Source organism: Gordonia humi (assembly GCF_014197435.1).
Taxonomy (GTDB): Bacteria; Actinomycetota; Actinomycetes; order Mycobacteriales; family Mycobacteriaceae; genus Gordonia; species Gordonia humi.
This window is the reverse complement of the sequence record NZ_JACIFP010000001.1, coordinates 1-16,262: the sequence shown is the minus strand read 5'-3', so window position 1 is coordinate 16,262 and position 16,262 is coordinate 1. Positions and strand designations below refer to the sequence as shown.

At 69.5% G+C, this 16,262-nt stretch carries 13 protein-coding genes; 8 read left to right on the top strand and 5 right to left on the bottom strand.

Annotation, left to right across the window (positions count from 1 at the left end):
• Positions 1-10 precede the first annotated feature (10 nt).
• The 3 genes from BKA16_RS00065 to trmB all read right to left on the bottom strand — a co-directional run bounded on the left by BKA16_RS00065 (position 11) and on the right by trmB (position 4,595).
• A complete protein-coding gene (locus tag BKA16_RS00065) occupies positions 11-3,010 on the bottom strand; it encodes an MMPL family transporter (protein WP_183368645.1) in 3,000 nt (999 codons plus the stop codon).
• A 116-nt stretch (positions 3,011-3,126) separates the two neighbouring features.
• Positions 3,127-3,783 carry an NYN domain-containing protein gene (locus tag BKA16_RS00060; RefSeq protein WP_183368644.1) on the bottom strand — a complete coding sequence of 219 codons (657 nt, stop codon included), beginning with the start codon at positions 3,781-3,783 and terminating at the stop codon, positions 3,127-3,129.
• Complete coding sequence (gene trmB, locus BKA16_RS00055) at positions 3,780-4,595, bottom strand: tRNA (guanosine(46)-N7)-methyltransferase TrmB (RefSeq protein WP_183368643.1); 816 nt, start codon at positions 4,593-4,595, stop codon at positions 3,780-3,782. Before trmB ends, BKA16_RS00060 begins: the two co-directional genes overlap by 4 nt.
• A 110-nt stretch (positions 4,596-4,705) precedes the next feature.
• On the opposite strand from trmB, the gene BKA16_RS00050 reads away from it, so the two are divergent.
• The 7 genes from BKA16_RS00050 to BKA16_RS00020 all read left to right on the top strand — a co-directional run bounded on the left by BKA16_RS00050 (position 4,706) and on the right by BKA16_RS00020 (position 12,815).
• On the top strand, positions 4,706-5,383 hold the full coding sequence (locus BKA16_RS00050) for a hypothetical protein (RefSeq protein ID WP_183368642.1): 678 nt from the start codon (positions 4,706-4,708) through the stop codon (positions 5,381-5,383).
• Complete coding sequence (locus BKA16_RS00045; RefSeq protein WP_183368641.1) at positions 5,380-6,474, top strand: GTPase domain-containing protein; 1,095 nt, start codon at positions 5,380-5,382, stop codon at positions 6,472-6,474. Before BKA16_RS00050 ends, BKA16_RS00045 begins: the two co-directional genes overlap by 4 nt.
• Before the next feature lie 18 nt (positions 6,475-6,492).
• Positions 6,493-6,819 carry a hypothetical protein gene (locus BKA16_RS00040; protein ID WP_183368640.1) on the top strand — a complete coding sequence of 109 codons (327 nt, stop codon included), beginning with the start codon at positions 6,493-6,495 and terminating at the stop codon, positions 6,817-6,819.
• Between the two features lie 114 nt (positions 6,820-6,933).
• Positions 6,934-8,754 (top strand): phosphoenolpyruvate carboxykinase (GTP), encoded by a 1,821-nt coding sequence (locus BKA16_RS00035; RefSeq protein WP_183368639.1) that lies wholly within the window; start codon positions 6,934-6,936, stop codon positions 8,752-8,754.
• 199 nt (positions 8,755-8,953) lie between these two features.
• On the top strand, positions 8,954-9,742 hold the full coding sequence (locus tag BKA16_RS00030; RefSeq protein ID WP_183368638.1) for an ABC transporter ATP-binding protein: 789 nt from the start codon (positions 8,954-8,956) through the stop codon (positions 9,740-9,742).
• Positions 9,743-9,744: 2 nt separating this feature from the next.
• Positions 9,745-12,315 (top strand): ABC transporter permease, encoded by a 2,571-nt coding sequence (locus tag BKA16_RS00025; protein ID WP_246371556.1) that lies wholly within the window; start codon positions 9,745-9,747, stop codon positions 12,313-12,315.
• Positions 12,312-12,815, top strand: coding sequence for a hypothetical protein (locus BKA16_RS00020; protein WP_343067223.1), 504 nt, complete (start codon positions 12,312-12,314; stop codon positions 12,813-12,815). Before BKA16_RS00025 ends, BKA16_RS00020 begins: the two co-directional genes overlap by 4 nt.
• A gap of 89 nt (positions 12,816-12,904) precedes the next feature.
• Here BKA16_RS00020 and BKA16_RS00015 read toward each other — a convergent pair whose 3' ends face one another.
• Positions 12,905-13,660, bottom strand: a complete 756-nt coding sequence (locus BKA16_RS00015) for a class I SAM-dependent methyltransferase (protein ID WP_183368637.1) — start codon at positions 13,658-13,660, stop codon at positions 12,905-12,907.
• 28 nt (positions 13,661-13,688) lie between these two features.
• Here BKA16_RS00015 and BKA16_RS00010 point away from each other — a divergent pair, with 28 nt between their 5' ends.
• Positions 13,689-14,828 carry a glycosyltransferase gene (locus BKA16_RS00010; protein WP_183368636.1) on the top strand — a complete coding sequence of 380 codons (1,140 nt, stop codon included), beginning with the start codon at positions 13,689-13,691 and terminating at the stop codon, positions 14,826-14,828.
• Here BKA16_RS00010 and BKA16_RS00005 read toward each other — a convergent pair.
• A partial coding sequence (locus tag BKA16_RS00005) for an MmpA family trehalose lipid delivery protein (protein ID WP_183368635.1) occupies positions 14,759-16,262 on the bottom strand: 1,504 nt, incomplete at its 5' end. The genes BKA16_RS00010 and BKA16_RS00005 overlap by 70 nt on opposite strands.

The following is a 16,262-nucleotide window of genomic DNA, read 5'->3' as shown; positions in this document are numbered from 1 at the left end:
TGCTGAAAACTCAGGACTCGTCGTCGGAGGCGTGTCCTCGGCTGCGACGGAGTAGATCCTGCACGCTGATCTGTCCGTCGCGGTCCGGTCGCAGTTCGCGGGCCGACCGCGACTCCGTCGTGTCGGTCGCCCGCGGTGCGGGCTCTGTCCGTGGCTGCGGAGTCGGTCTCTGGGGAGCCCGGGGAGCGGGCGGAGCCTGCCGGCGGCCGGGCCGAGGCTGCGCGTTCGGCGGCTGTGGAGCCGGCGGTCGAGCCGATCCCGCGGCCGGTCGTCGTGCCTGCTCGGGGCGCTGAACGGGCAGCGGCTGCGAGGTGGGGCGCTGCGGCTGCGGCGGACGCGCCGGACCCGGCTGCACGACCGGGGCGCCCGGCTGCTGCGGGCGCGGGCGGATGTCCTGGGACGACTGGCGTACGCCGCTCGCACCGAGACGCCAGGAACCGGTGTCCGGCCCCTCGCTCTTGCGGCGAGAGGCGGCCGGCGCCGGCCGCGCGGGTGCGTCATCGTTGTCGTCGTCACCGATGAGTTCGTCGAGGGTGCTCTCGGATCCGTGCAGATCGTCGTCGGACGCATGGTCGTCCCGGGAGGTCTTGGCCAGTGCGCGCCGGACCCCGGTCGGTTCGGCCTGACCGGCGACGGGACGCTCGGTGACGCGCTTCATGGCGGTGGTCGGGGCCTCCGCGGCCGCGACGACGCCGCCGGAGGAGGAGGCCACCGCGGCGTGCGCGAGGATCTCCTTCTCACCCGGCTCGTCGAGAATAGTCTTCTCGCCCAGACCGATCCGTTCTTGCAGACGCTGCATCCACCGCGGCGACCACCAGCAGTCGTCACCGAGCAGTTTCATCACCGACGGCACCAGCAGCATGCGGATCACGGTCGCGTCGAGGATCAGCGCCGCGATCATGCCGAACGCGATGTACTTCATCATCACGATCTCGGAGAAGCCGAACGCACCGGTCACGACGACGAGGATCGCCGCGGCCGCGGTGATGATGCGGCCGGTGTTGGCGGTGCCGGTCCGGATCGCCTCGGTCGTCGACGCCCCGTTCTGTCTGGCTTCCACCATGCGGGAGAGCAGGAATATCTCGTAGTCGGTCGACAATCCGTAGATGATCGCGATGATCAGCACGAGGATCGGTGCGAACAGCGGGCCGGGCGTGAAGTTGGCGATCGACGACCCGTTGCCGTCGACGAAGATCCAGGTCAAGATGCCAAGTGTGGATCCGAGGCCGAGTGCGGTCATCAGCGCGGCCTTGATCGGCAGGATGATCGAGCCGAACGCCAGGAACATCAGCAGTCCGGACACGACGACCAGGAGCACCGCCATGTACGGGAGTTTCTTCATCAGTCCGTCGATGGAGTCCTGCGTGAGGGCGGGCGTGCCCGCCACGTAGATCCGCAGCCCCTGGTCGTCGATGCTGCGCAGCTTGTCGATGGCCTCGGCCGCGGTGTCCCGGTTCTCCAGGCCCGCCGACATCTGGGTCACGCCCAGACCGGTCTCCTCGTCGCCGTAGACGCCGTCGAGGGCGCCGCCGTCGGCGTCCGGGGAGAACTGTTTGGTGAAGCCGGGGATCTTATTGGCCTCGTCGGCGATGGTCTGCAGTTTGCCCGCCACGTCGTCGCCGTTCTGGTCGTAGACGACGACGAGCTTGAGTTCCTCGGTGCGCTCGGTCGGGAACAGTTCGTCGAAGTGCTCCTGGGCGACGCGGTTCGCATTGTCCGGCGGCAGAAGCTTCTCCGACAGCCCGGTGAAGGCGATGTTCCCGAACGGGATGATGAGGATCAACAGCAGCAGAACCGTCGGAATCGCGGTCTTGAGCGGGTGCTTCATCACCCAGGTGGCGAGTTTGCCCCAGAAGCCGGACTCGATCTCCTCCCGGGTCTTGCTCCGGTTGAGGAACGGCACGCTGAACGCATCGACCCGCCGCCCGAGGATCGCCAGGATCGCGGGCAGCACGGTGATCGACAGGATCGCCGCCAACGCGACCGACGCGATGGCGCCGTACGCCACGGATTTGAGGAACGCCTGCGGGAACATCAGCAGACAGGCGAGGGCCGCGACGATGATCGTCGCCGAGAACACGACCGTCTGACCCGAGGTCATCACGGTTCTTCGGACCGCGGCCTTGACCGTGTACCCCTCGGCGAGTTCTTCTCGGAACCTGCTGACGATGAACAGGCCGTAGTCGATGGCGATGCCCAGACCGATCAGCGTGATGACCGATTGGGCGAAGATGTTGAGTTCGGTGGCCTGGGCGATGATCTTGGTGATGCCCAGCGATCCGGCGATCGTCAGACCGCCGATGAACACCGGGAGGATCGCGGCGATCACGCCGCCGAACACGAACAGCAGCATCACCGCGACCACCGGCAGCGCGATGATCTCGGCGCGGTGGATGTCGGCGTCCATGCCGGCGGACATCGACCCGGCGATCGGTTGCAGACCGGCCAGTTCGAAGGTGGTTCCGGGCAGGTCGTACCGCTCGGCGAGTCCGTTGAAGAACGGCTCGATCACCTTGTAGTTGTTCAGGATCGCGGTGTCGTCGTTGCCGGTCACACCGATGGAGATGAAGCCGTGTCTGCGGTCGGCGGTCCACATCCGCTCGCGTTTCTGCTTCGCGGCGATCTCGTCGGCGCCGTTGCGTATCTCGTCGAAGGGGCTGATCAGACCGGCGTGGACGTCGTCGACCTCGCGGCTGACGATGTCCGGGTGTTCGGCGATCAGATCGTCGGTCAGCTTCTGCATCTTCTGACCGAAGGCCGCGTCGTCGATCCGTGTGCCGTCGGGCGGCGTGATCAGCAGGATCACATCGGACTTGTGATCGCGACCGAGGGCGGAGTCGGCGACGACGGAACCGGTCACCGACTCCGATGACGGATCGAACCAGCCGCTCTGCGACAGGTACTTCGGCAGGTCCATGCCGTAGAGGCCGAGGCCGCCCATCAATGCGATGAGCACAGCGATGACGGCGAAGCGCATTCGGTACACGAATGAGCCGATGGATCCGAACACGCCGGCTTCCTTCCTTCTCGCGAACACTGCAAAGTGCGATTGTCGCAGCTTCACCTGAGAGACTATGAGAGAGAGCTGCGGGGAGAACGTCCCTCTGGCGACGTGTGCGGCGGACCTTACTTGAGGAGCGCGCTGAGCGGACGGAACGGCGTGAGCCATGCGCCGTCGTCGGGCAGCGAGTCGAGGCTGATGCGCGGGAGGGGTTCGCGGAAGACGCCGGGGATCTCTTCGAGGTCGACGAACTCCAGCTCATCGGTGGTCAGCGCCCAGCTCGCGTGCTCCCGGAAACCGATGACGACGACCGGCACGCCCTCGGCGGCGATCTCCAGCAGCGGCTCCCGGAACGCCTGTCCGTCGGCGGAGGCGATGATCACGCCGGCGAGGCCGGGCGAGTGTCGTCGCACTTCGAGGTGATTGAGCATGTCGTCGTCGACGTCGCTGTCATCGGTGAGCTTCGGCTTGGCGAAGACCGCGTAGCCGACGTTCCGCAGGGCCTCGACCCACGGGCGCACCACGTCCGCGCTGCCCGGCGCGATGTTGGTGAACACCGTGGCTTCGGGTTCGACGGTGTCGCGGGTCGCGGCGCCGATCGCGGCGGTGCGCTGCAGCACCCACCTGCCGAGCGCGTCGAAGCGGGGGCGGTGCGCCGCGGTGGGACGACCGCCGAGGAGGCTGCCGAGCCCCATGTCCATGTTCGGTGCGTCCCAGATGAGCAGGACGCGGCGAGCGGGGCTGGTGCCGGTGATCGCTTCGGCGAACTCTGGTGCGGTCATGACGGATCCTCTTGAGTCGGTGCGGTCGGCTTCTCGCGGGGGAGCGGTTTGACGTAGACGAATTCGTTCACGTCGCGCCCCTCGGTGTGTGCCCGTCCTTCGAACTTAGTCGTCGGACGCTCCAGAAGGATCGGGGAATCGAAGGTCAACGGCACCACGTGCGGACGATCCGGATGCTGGGTGGCGAGCAGTTCGGCGATCCACAGCGCGTAGTCGGCGTGATCGGTCGCGATGTGCAGCACCCCGCCGGGCTTGAGCCGGTCGGCGATCAGTTCGAGAGTGCCCGACTGCAGGAAGCGTCTCTTGTGGTGGCGGGTCTTGGGCCACGGGTCCGGGAAGAACACGCGCACGCCGGTGAGGCTGTTCGGCGCGACGAGTTCGGTCAGGACCACGGTGGCGTCGCCGCGGATCATCCGGACGTTCGTCAGTCCACCGCGGTCGACGAGGCCGACGAGTTGTGCGAGTCCCGGCTGGTAGACCTCGACGGCCACCACGTCGGTGTCCGGTTCGGCCTCGGCCATCGCCGCGGTCGAGATGCCGGTGCCGCTGCCGACCTCGATGATCAGCGGCGCCTGCCTGCCGAACCAGTCGGGTGCGTCGAGAGGCGGTTCGTCCGCGGCGTCGGGTCCGGTCTTCAGATCGCGGCCGAGAACCGGCCACAGGGTCTCCCAGTTCCGCTTCTGTCCGGTGGTCAGCGAGCCGCGGCGGAACCGGAAACTCGTGACGCGCGGATACAGGCGCGAGTTGTCGCGGTCGGTGTGCTCACGCGGGGCGTCTGCGGGGTCGGCGACGGGGCTCTCGTCGTTGTTCACAGGTCTATGGTGTCGTACGTTCGCCGCTTATCCACAACCGACACCCGAACCGCCGTCGCGGCGCGCCGCATCGGGGTAGCGTCGAGTCCGACCTTGGGGGAGGTGCTCGGATGGGGGACGACGAAGCGCTCGAGCAGGTGCAGACTCGCCGGTCGGGACCGCTCACCGTCGCGGTCGCGGGGCGGCCCGGAGCCGGCTCGTCGACGATGGCGGCGGCGCTGCGAACGTGTTTCCGACTGTGCTGCATGACCATCGGTGACACCGATCCGCCGCCGACGGCGGATCTGTTGATCCGGGTGATCGGCGCGCAGGTGCGCGAACAGGATCGCCGGGCACTGGCCGACGTCGCCGTTCCGACGATCGTCGTCGCAGCCAAGGCCGATGTCAGGTCCGATCCGCGGGCGCTCGCCGATGCGGCAGCCGACGACCTGGGGCGCTCGGTGCACCCGGTGTCCGGGTTGTTGGCGTCGGCGGCGGTCGGCCCCGCCGATCTGGTGGGCCTGCGCGCCGCCGATCCCCCGGCGCCGCTGCTGCGCCGCTACGGGCTGACGGGCGTCGCGGCCGCCCGCGAGCTCCTCGATCGGCTGCCGGAGTCCACCGCGCGGGAGGTGACCGAGCGGTTGCGCGCGGTCAGCGGCATCGACGCCCTCGCCGATCCGATCCGTGAGCGTTCCGGGCCGGTGGCGACCCTGCGGGATCGCCGTCTGCGAGACGACCTGCGACTGCTGGCCGCTCGCGGGGTGGCCCGCGACGACGCCGAACGCGCTCTCGTCGGATTCGCCTCATGACCGGGACGGAGACGGCGGTGGTCCTCGGAACCGCGGGCGCCGAGCCGGGCCCGTTGGCGCGGGCGTTGGGCGCGTCGTCGCGGGTGCACCCGGAACGGACCGACCGGTGCGCGATCGTCGCCCTGGACCTCTCCGGTGAGCCGGGGGACGAGGAGTACGAGCTGCTCGGCGAACTCGCCGATCTGGCGACACCCACCGCGCTGGTGATGACCCGGGTCGATCGGTACCCGGATTGGCCGGGGACGGCGGCGCGGCTGCGCGACGCCGTCGACCCGGGCCGACGGCTGGCCGTGTTCGCCGTGTCCAGCACGGGCGGCGGTGTCGACGACCTGGCCGACTGGTGTGCCACGGCCGACACCGACGCGTCCGTCCCGGTGCGCCCGCCGACGCCCGTGACCCGGCTCGGACCCGCCGTGCGCCCGGCGCCGCTCGCATCCGGGCCGTCCCGCGCCGATCGTCTGACCGGACTGCGCGCCGGTGTCGCCGCGGCCCGGACCGATGCGCTGACCGCGGCCCGGGAGTCGTTGCAGTCGTTGGCGGTGCGCGCCGACCGTGTGTGCTCCGGCCTGCGTCCCGCCGACGTCGACGCCTACATCGGGTGGGTCACCGGGGCCGTGGCCGCGGTGGAGACGACGATCGACGCGCGGTTGGCCGACCGCCTCGACAAGGTGCGGTCGGTCGCCTCCGCGGGGCTGCCCGACGAGGCGGCCGTCGACGTTCGACCCGTTCCGGCGGTCGTCTCGGCGCCTGCGCCGCCGGAACGTCGCCCGAGTGCGGAGGACGCCGTGGTGCTGCTGTTCGGCGTCAGCGCGGGGTTCGGCGCCGGCCGCGTGCTCGTCGCACCGATGGTCCAATGGGCCGGACTCGGGTGGGCCGGTGCGGTCCTGACGGCGGCGACCGGGCTGGCGGTGGCCGCGTGGATCGTCGGAGTGCGAAGGACCGCGGCCACGCGGACCGCGCTGCGCAAGTGGACCTCCGACATCGTCGTGCTGCGGCGCACCGCGCTCGAGCACCGGCTCATCGCCCGGATCGGTCTGACCGAGGCGGGCGTCGGTCGGGCCCCGTGGAACCGAAGACGGCCTAATCTATAGGGGAGGAGAGAAGGCAGTATGGACGACTGGTTCGCATCCGAGCCCACCGACGACGCCGCGTCGGCCGATTCCGCTCTCAGAGAGGGGCCGGCCGACGACCTCTGGGTCTACCAGGACGGCCAGCTCTGGGATCTGGGACCCGCCGATGTCGATGCCGACGGCGACGGCGTCCCCGACTCGATCACCAGCGATTCCGACGGCGACCCGGTCATCCTGACCGATTCCGACGGGGACGGTCGCATCGACCGGATGACGCGGCTGACCGCGGACGCGGAGGTCGCCGTCGCGGACGTCGCGGACCGGCCGCTGCCGTGGAGTCCTACGTCACTCGGTCGGCTACAGTGACGAATTCCTCGCTGTACCGGGTACAGGAAGTGTGCATACACCGCGTATCCTCGATGCCAACTGCGCCTGGACGGAACTACTGGCGCAGGTATCGCCGTTACTGAGGAGATCCGCATGACCGCTGCGACCATTCCTGGCCTCGAGCCCGGAAACGCCCCGACAACCCACGCCGGGCTTCTCGCCTGGGTGGCTGAGGTTGCTGAGCTGACGCAGCCCGACCGGGTGGTCTGGTCGGACGGCAGCGACGAGGAGTGGGACCGCCTGTCGTCCCAGCTGGTCGAGTCCGGCACCATGGTGAAGCTGAACGACGAGAAGAAGCCGAACTCGTTCCTGGCTCTCTCGGATCCCGCCGACGTCGCCCGCGTCGAATCGCGCACCTTCATCTGTTCCAAGACCGAAGAGGCAGCGGGCCCGACCAACAACTGGGTCGACCCCGACGAGATGCGCGCCACCATGACCGAGCTGTACCGCGGGTGCATGCACGGTCGCACCATGTACGTGGTCCCGTTCTGCATGGGCCCGCTCGGCTCGGACGACCCCAAGCTGGGCGTCGAGATCACCGACTCCGAGTACGTCGTCCTGTCGATGCGCGTCATGACCCGTGTCGGCAACGACGTCCTCAAGACCCTCGGCGCCGACGGCTTCTTCGTCAAGGCCCTGCACTCGGTCGGCGCGCCGCTCGAGCCCGGTCAGGACGATGTCCCGTGGCCGTGCAACCCGGACAAGTACATCGTGCAGTTCCCCGAGGATCGCATCATCTGGTCGTACGGTTCGGGCTACGGCGGCAACGCGCTGCTGGGCAAGAAGTGCTACGCGCTGCGCATCGCATCGGCGATGGCGCACGACGAGGGCTGGCTGGCCGAGCACATGCTCATCCTCAAGCTCACCTCGCCGGAGAACAAGGTCTACTTCGTCGCGGCCGCCTTCCCGTCGGCGTGCGGTAAGACCAACCTCGCGATGATCCTGCCGACCCTGGACGGCTGGAAGGCCGAGACCGTGGGCGACGACATCGCATGGATGCGCTTCGGCAAGGACGGACAGCTGTACGCCGTCAACCCGGAGTTCGGCTTCTTCGGCGTCGCGCCGGGCACCGGCATGGACTCGAACCCGACCGCGATGCAGACCATCGAGGCGGGCAACACCCTGTACACGAACGTCGCGCGCACCGACGACGGCGACGTGTGGTGGGAGGGCATCGGCGAGGCGCCCGAGCACCTCATCGACTGGAAGGGCAACGACTGGACCCCGGAGTCCGGTGAGAAGGCCGCCCACCCGAACTCGCGCTACTGCACCCCGATGGCGCAGTGCCCGACTCTGGCCTCCGAGTGGGACGACCCGCAGGGCGTGCCGATCTCGGCGATCCTGTTCGGCGGCCGCCGCAAGACCACGGTTCCGCTGGTCACGCAGGCCCGCAACTGGGAGCACGCCGTCTTCATGGGCGCCACCGTCGGCTCGGAGCAGACCGCCGCCGCCGAGGGCAAGGTCGGCACCGTCCGCCGCGACCCGATGGCGATGCTGCCGTTCCTCGGCTACCACGTCGGCGACTACTTCGAGCACTGGCTGAACATCGGTCGCCGCAACGGTGCGCAGCTGCCCGCCGTGTTCTACGTCAACTGGTTCCGTCGCGGCGAGGACGGCCGCTTCCTGTGGCCGGGCTTCGGTGAGAACAGCCGTGTGCTGAAGTGGATGGTCGACCGCATCGAGGGCAACGTCGACGGCGTCGAGACCCCGATCGGCATCGTCGCCAAGCCGGAGGAGCTCGATCTGACCGGGCTGGACGTCCCGATCGAGGACGTCGCCGAGGCTCTCGCCGTCAACGACGACGAGTGGCTGAACGAGCTGCCGAGCATCGAGGAGTGGTTCTCCTTCGTCGGTGACAAGCTCCCGACCGCACTGGCCAACGAACTCGAGGGCCTCCGTTCGCGCCTGAGCTGAGCCTCACCGCTTCGCGTGGGGCGTCCACCCCTGAACGACATTCGCGGCATTCGGTAACATCCGCGGCATTCTCGAATGCCGCGAATGTCGCCGGGTGCCGCGAATGCGTAGTCGAGTTCTGTGGGGGCGACGCCCGACTGGAGTTCTCAGGGCCATCCCCCGATAGCGCATCGGCGCATCGTTTGGAACTCTTGTACCTATGACACACGCAGCTGCAGAACAGCCGGAGCAGATCGCCGCGCGCGCCGAGAGTTTGACGAAGACATACGGGTCCGGCGACACGGTGGTGCATGCACTGCGCGGCGTGTCGATCGACTTCCGGGGCGGTGAGTTCACCGCGATCATGGGGCCGTCCGGTTCGGGCAAGTCGACGCTGATGCACTGTCTCGCCGGCCTCGACACCGCGTCGGGCGGCCGGGTGCGGATCGGCAGCGTCGAGCTGGCCGGTCTCTCCGACAAGGAGATGACCAAGCTGCGGCGCGACCGCATCGGCTTCGTCTTCCAGGCGTTCAATCTGGTGCCGACGCTGATCGCGGAGGAGAACATCACGCTCCCGCAGGGCATCGCGGGCCGGGAAGTGGACCGCGAATGGTTCGACACCGTCGTCGGCCGACTCGGCATCACAGACCGGCTGTCGCATCGTCCCAGTGAACTCTCCGGCGGCCAGCAGCAGCGCGTCGCATGTGCGCGCGCCCTCGTCGGACGCCCGGACATCATCTTCGGCGACGAGCCGACCGGCAACCTCGACTCGCGTTCGTCCGGGGAGGTCCTGGACATCCTGCGCGCCGCCACCGACGAGTTCAACCAGACGGTCGTCATCGTCACCCACGATCCGCGCGCGGCGGCCTACGCCGACCGCGTCGTCTTCCTCGCCGACGGGCAGCTCGTCCGCGAACTGCAGCGTCCGTCCGCCGACGACGTCTTCGAGGTCATGAGGCACCTCGACGACGTCGCGCCGGGCGGCGACTCGACGACCGAGAAGCAGTGATTATGGCGTCGTCAGTGATGCGGAAGGTCTCGGTCCGCAGCCTCGCCTCCCATAAGCTCCGCCTCGTCCTCACCGTGTTCTCCGTGGTCCTGGGCACCAGCTTCGTCGCCGCCGCACTCATGTTCACGTCGACGGTCTCATCGGCGTTCAACGCGATCTTCGACAGCGCCGCGCGTGGCGTCGCCGTCGAGGTCAGCGCCGCCGACCCGCAGTCGCCGGGCGTGCCCGTCGACCTCGTCGACAAGCTCAGGAAGGATAAGGACGAGCTCGGCATCGATCGACTCGTCGAGAACGTCGGCGGCCCCGTCACCGTCGCCGACTCCGCGGGCAAGCCGATCCAGACCGGCGGCGCGCCGAGCATCGCCTCGGCGTATCTGCCGCCCGGTCGCTCCATCGGCGATCCCAACGGCGACATCGTCGACGGTCGCGCGCCGACCAGCGAGGGCGAGATCCTCATCAACAAGGACGCCGCCGACAAAGCTGGTCTGCACGTCGGATCGCCGACCAAGGTGGTCCTCGGCACCGGCATCTCCGATCCGATCGACGTCACCGTCGTCGGGCTCACCGACATGCCGACGTCCACCGGCGGGTTCGTCGGCATCGCCTTCGACGAGGCGACCGCGAAACAGTACTTCTCCGACGGGGAGTACGTCTCGGTGGTCGACATGACGGCGCGGCCGGGTGTCTCGGACGCACAGCTGCGCGAGCGTGTCCACGCGGCCCTCGGCGACGCGAAGACCGTTGACGAACTGTACGACGTGCGCACCGGCGACCAGGTCCGCGAAGACCAGAAAGCGCAGGTCGACCAGTTCCTGACCATCATCCAGGCCGTGTTCCTCGCGTTCGCCGCGATCGGTCTGCTGGTCGGCACGTTCATCATCTACAACACCTTCTCGATGATCGTCGCGCAGCGGAACAAGGAACTGGCGCTGCTCCGCGCGATCGGAGCGAGCCGCCGCGACGTGTCTCGATCGGTGCTGCTCGAGGCGTCGATCGTCGGCGTCATCGGCGGTCTGATCGGTCTCGGTCTCGGAATCGGCATCGCGGCCGTCATGCTCGCGGTGACGCAGGCGCAGGGACTGCCTTCCAGCGGCCTCGACATCGGAGTCACCGCGGTGATCGCCTCGCTGGTCGTCGGCGTCGTGGTGACCATGCTCAGCGCGTGGATCCCGGCGCGACGCGCTTCGCGGATCCCGCCCGTCGAGGCGATGCGCGAGTCCACCGTGGAGCCCGGGGCCGGTTCGCTGCGCACCCGCACGTTGGTCGGAGCGATCCTCGGGGTCCTCGGGGTCCTCGCGCTCGTGGTCGGCGGCCTCGGCGAGGGAACCGGTCCGGCGTTGATCGTCGGCCTCGGCGCCCTCCTGGCGGTGGTGGCGGTCGTGCTCGGCGCACCGGCCCTGTCGCAGCCGGTGGTCGGCGCGTTCGGCAGCCTGTTCGCCAAGCCGTTCGGCACCGTCGGACGTCTGGCCCGCACCAACGCGATCCGCAACCCGCGACGGTCCGCCGCCACCGCGTTCGCACTGACCCTCGGGCTGATGCTCGTCGTCGTGATCGGCACCATCGGCACGTCGTTCAAGGGGACCGTCAACAGCGAGGTCGACAAGGGGGTGACCGCCGACTTCATCGTGACGGCCACCAACAACGGGCCGCTGCCCATCGGCATCGCCGACACCATCCGCTCGAAGGTGCCCGACGCGGGAGTGGTCATCAGTCAGGCGCTCGCCACCGCGAAAGTCGACGGTCAGCCGTTCTGGATGTCGTCCGCGCTCGGCGGCTCGCTGAACGACGTCGCCGTCGTGCACACCGAGCAGGGCAGTCTCGACGTGCCCGGCGACGGGCTCGCGATCAATGCGTCGACGGCCCGCGATCAGGGATGGAAGCTCGGCGACGAGGTCACCCTCACCGCACCCACCGGCGACCGGGTGCCGGTGAAGATCACCGGGGTCTACGAAGACAGCGAGGTGATCGGGCAGCGCATCGTCGGTGAGGACGCGTACAAGAAGCTGGTGCCGGTCGAGACGATGCGGCAGGCCGCGCCCATCTGGGTGAAGGGACGGCCCGGAACCGACGTGGACAAGCTGCGCAGTGAGATCGAAGATGTCACGAAGCAGTATCTCGTCGTGCAGATCCAGGACAAGGAGCAGTTCAAGAACACCGTCTCCTCGACCATCGATCAGATGCTCGTGACCCTGTACGCACTGCTCGGACTGTCGCTGGCGATCGCCGTCCTCGGCATCGTCAACACCCTCGCTCTGTCGGTCGTGGAGCGGAAGAAGGAGATCGGAATGCTGCGGGCCATCGGCATGGCGCGTGCGCAGGTCCGACGCTCCATCTACCTGGAGTCGACGTACATCGCGGTGTTCGGCGCCGTCCTGGGCGTGGTCCTGGGCCTGGCCATCGCGATACCGCTCATCCGCACCCTGGCGTACTGGGGGCTGGACGGCGTCGTGATCCCGTGGAGTCTGATCGGCATCACACTGGTCGGGTCGGCGGTCGTCGGCGTCGTCGCCGCGTTGTGGCCCGCGGTCACGGCGGCTCGCACGCGTGCGCTGGAGGCTATCGTCGAATCGTGAGCGACAAGAGCACCAACCGCACGATCATCCTGTCGACGGTCGTCGGCATCGCGCTGATCGCCCTCGTCGCGGTGGCGGTGTTCGTCGTCAAGGACGTCACCTCCACCGATGAGGCGGCACCGCAGACGACCGTCGTCGAAGTGCCGTCGACCAGTACGACCTCGTCGAGGACGACCACCACGTCGGCGCCGACCACGCCGTCGACTCCCGAGTCGACGCACACCCGGCCCACCGGCGAGCCCGGCACGGTCACCTACCAGCTGACCGGTGACGGCGATGTGGTCGGCGTGACCTACCGGACCGGGCGTCGGATGCAGGTCGTCGCCGTCACCGGCACCCCGTGGCAGCAGAAGACGACCGTCGTGGACCGTCGCGCGGAGTTGACCGGCATCGTCGTGCGCGGCCGCATCACCTGCGTGATCATGCAGGGCGAGGATCTGTTGGCGTCGTCGACGTCGGGGCTGGGGCCGTTCTCGTGTCGAGCGACGTTGCCGAGGTGAGGTACGGGCCGAGGTGAGGCACGGGCGGACACGGTTCGCCGGGTCCGCGAGCCCGAGCCGTTCCTCGGTTCCGGTCGGTGGAGCAGGCGTCACCGGGCCGCGTTCTTCTCCAACACCAGCACCAGATTCGTCGCCGCGACCTCGCGAACGCCCGGAATCCGCGCCACCGGCCACGCCCATCCCGGCAGATAGCGTGGAAAGGCGAGTCGCAGGGTCGCGTCGGGCGTCGAGCGGGCCCAGCGCAAGCCGGCGGCCGCGGTGACGGGGAACAGGGACTCGCCGTAGAGGTTCTTCGGCGGATGCCCGTGCCGTCGGGTGTACATGCGTGCCGCGCGGTGGCCGCCGAGGTAGTGGGTCACACCCATCTCGTGGCCGCCGAACGGTCCCCACCACAGCGTGTAGCTGAGCACGACGGTGCCGCCCGACCGGGTCACGCGCACCATCTCGTCGGCCATCGCCCACGGCCGCGTCGTGTGCTCGGCGACGTTCGACGAATAGCAGACGTCCACGCTGCCGGTGCGGAAAGGCAGGTGCTGCCCCTGCGCGCGGACCGCGGTCCGGTGGTCGAGCCCGGCGGCCTCCATCTCACCGGCGTCGGGTTCCACGGACAGATAGCGGGCACTGCGTTCGGTGAAAGCGTCGGCGAAGAATCCGGGGCCGCCGCCGACGTCGAGAACGCTCGCACCGGCGAGCGATCGGGGATGCAGGTGGGCGATCATCGCGGCCGTGTCGTCGGCCAGCGCCCGGTAGAAGCGGTCGGGATCGGTCTGCTCGTGCCGGAACTCGCCGAACAACCGGACGGATCGGCCCACGGTGGCCCTGCGGCGCAAGCTCGACGACGACATCGTGCGAGTCTCGCATATCCTGGATCGGGTGACCCCGCCGACCGACGTGCTGCTGCTGTGCTGGCGCGACACCGGTCACCCGCAGGGCGGCGGCAGCGAACGCTACCTGGAGCGCGTCGGCGCCGAACTCGCCCGACGCGGCTCCCGCGTCACTCTCCTGACGGCGGCGTATCCCGACGCCCCGCGCCACCAGGCAGTCGACGGTGTCCGCGTGTTCCGCGCCGGGGGCCGACTCACGGTCTATCTGCGGGCCGCGGCCACCCTCGCCGCCGCGCGCGTCGGTCGAGGCCGGCTCGCCGGGTACCGCCCCGACGTCGTCGTCGACACCCAGAACGGTGTCCCGTTCTTCGCCCGGCTGCTGGTCGATGCGCCGACCGTCGTCCTCGTGCACCACTGCCATCGTGAGCAGTGGCCGGTCGCCGGTCCCGTCCTGTCGCGGATCGGCTGGTGGGTGGAGTCTCGGGTGTCGCCGCGGGTGCATCGGCGTAGCCGCTACGTGACGGTGTCCGCGCCGTCGGCCGCCGAACTCGTCGACCTCGGCGTCGACGCCGAGCGCATCACGGTGATCCGCAACGGAGTGGACCCGGTACCCGCCGGAGTCGGCGAACCCCCCGGCCACGACGGCCTGCGACTCATCGCCGTGTCGCGCCTCGTGCCGCATAAGCAGATCGAGCACGCTCTGCGGGTCGTCGCCGAACTCGGCGGCCGAGACGTCGACGTGCACCTGGACGTGGTGGGCGGCGGCTGGTGGGACGACGAACTACGGGAAGCCGCAAGACATCTCGGCATCGACGACCGTGCGACCTTCCACGGTCACGTCGACGAGGAACGCAAGCACGGCCTGCTCGCCGGGGCCGACCTGCACCTGATGCCGTCCCGCAAAGAGGGGTGGGGGCTGGCCGTGATCGAAGCCGCGCAGCACGGGGTGCCGACCGTCGGGTACCGCGGTTCGGCGGGGCTGACCGACTCCATCGTCGACGGCGAGACGGGCGTGCTCGTCGACGACCTGGACGGACTGACCGAGGCGGTCGCCGCGCTGGCCGCCGACCCCGAGCGGCTCGCGATGCTCGGCGAGGCCGCTCGTGAGCGGTCGGCGGACTACTCCTGGGCGTCGACGGCGGACGGATTCGCCGAGCTGTTCGACGAGTTGTCCGGTCGCCGTCGATAGATCGCCGCGGCGACACCGCACACGATGCCTGTGCACCACAATGCGAGCGCGCCGATCGCGGAGATCCAGGCCGCCGCACTCGGCGACGGCGCCGCCTCGGCGTCGGCGATGCGGTACAGGCGTAGACGATCACCGCCCGTGACCTGCGAGTCGGCGAGCAGCGGCGGGGGATCTGCCTCGTCGACCACCACCCAGCCGACACCGAGCGCGGCGAGACGCTGCGGGTCGCCGCCGTCGTTCAGCGCGGCGACGATGTCGGCGGTGCGCCCGGTCGGGGCGTCGAGCGGCTCGCCGTCCACGATCAGCGTGCCGTCGACGACGACCGGGGCGTCGATCATCCTCGGCAGCGGCGAGAGCGACGGCCCGTCGGTCCACGAGAGAGAGCGGACCGTCGATGTCGGCCAGAGCGCGACGGACGATCCGTCGCCGTCGCCGATCTCGTCGACCACGCGCTGATAGTCGGCGGGAATCGTGACCGGTCGGATCTGTCCGCCGACGCCCCACGCGAGGTCGGGAAGCAGTGCGGCGACCAGCAGTGCGACCGCGGTCGCGGCGAAACCACCCGGCACCAGACGGCGAAGCGCGCCGACCGCCGCGGCCGCGGCGAGCGATGCGAACGGGACCGCCAGGGCCACGTACTTCTGCGTGTCGCGGAGGAGCCCGGCACCGGGGACGTCGGCGAGGACGGCGTCCATCGCGGTGCGACCGGGACCGGTGGCGGCGAGGACGACGAGGAGGACGGCGGCGAGGGCGAGGAGGGCCAGGGCGAGAGGGAGGCGACGCGCGGGGGCGGTCTCGACACGCGGTTCGTCACGGCGATCCGCACCGCACTCGGCCTTCGGGACGGGGCCTGCCGATGAACGCAGCAGAGCGATCGTTCCGGTGGCGACGACGAGGAGGAACAACGCGGTCGCGACGGCGGCCCACCACGTCGTGCGACTGGTCGGCACCGCGTCGGCGTTCCAGATCCCACCCAGTCCGAGCGCGGTGCCGAACGAGCCGAGACCCGGTTCGGCGCGAAGAGCGAAAGCTGCTGCGCCGCCGGACGACCCGGAGGCGTTCGAGACCGCCGCCGCCACCAGCCACGGTGACGAGGCGAGCACCCAGCCGACTGCGCCGATCAGCGTCATGCGGACACCGGGACGCGCGGCGACGGCGGTCACCGCGGCGACGACCAACGCCAGAATCGACCCGGTGGGCGTGAAGCCCGCGGCGGCGAACAAGCCGGTCAGCATGGCGATCCGACGCCACGACCGTTCCTCGGCGAGGCCGAGTACGGTCAGGACGATCGGGCCGAGCGTCGCGTAGCCGATCAGGAGACTCCAGTGGCCCTGCAGAAGGCGTTCGGCGACGAACGGATTCCAGATGCCGACCACCGCGGCCGCGACGGCGCCCGCGGTGCCCGAAGCCGGGACGAGCCTGCGGGCCAACGTG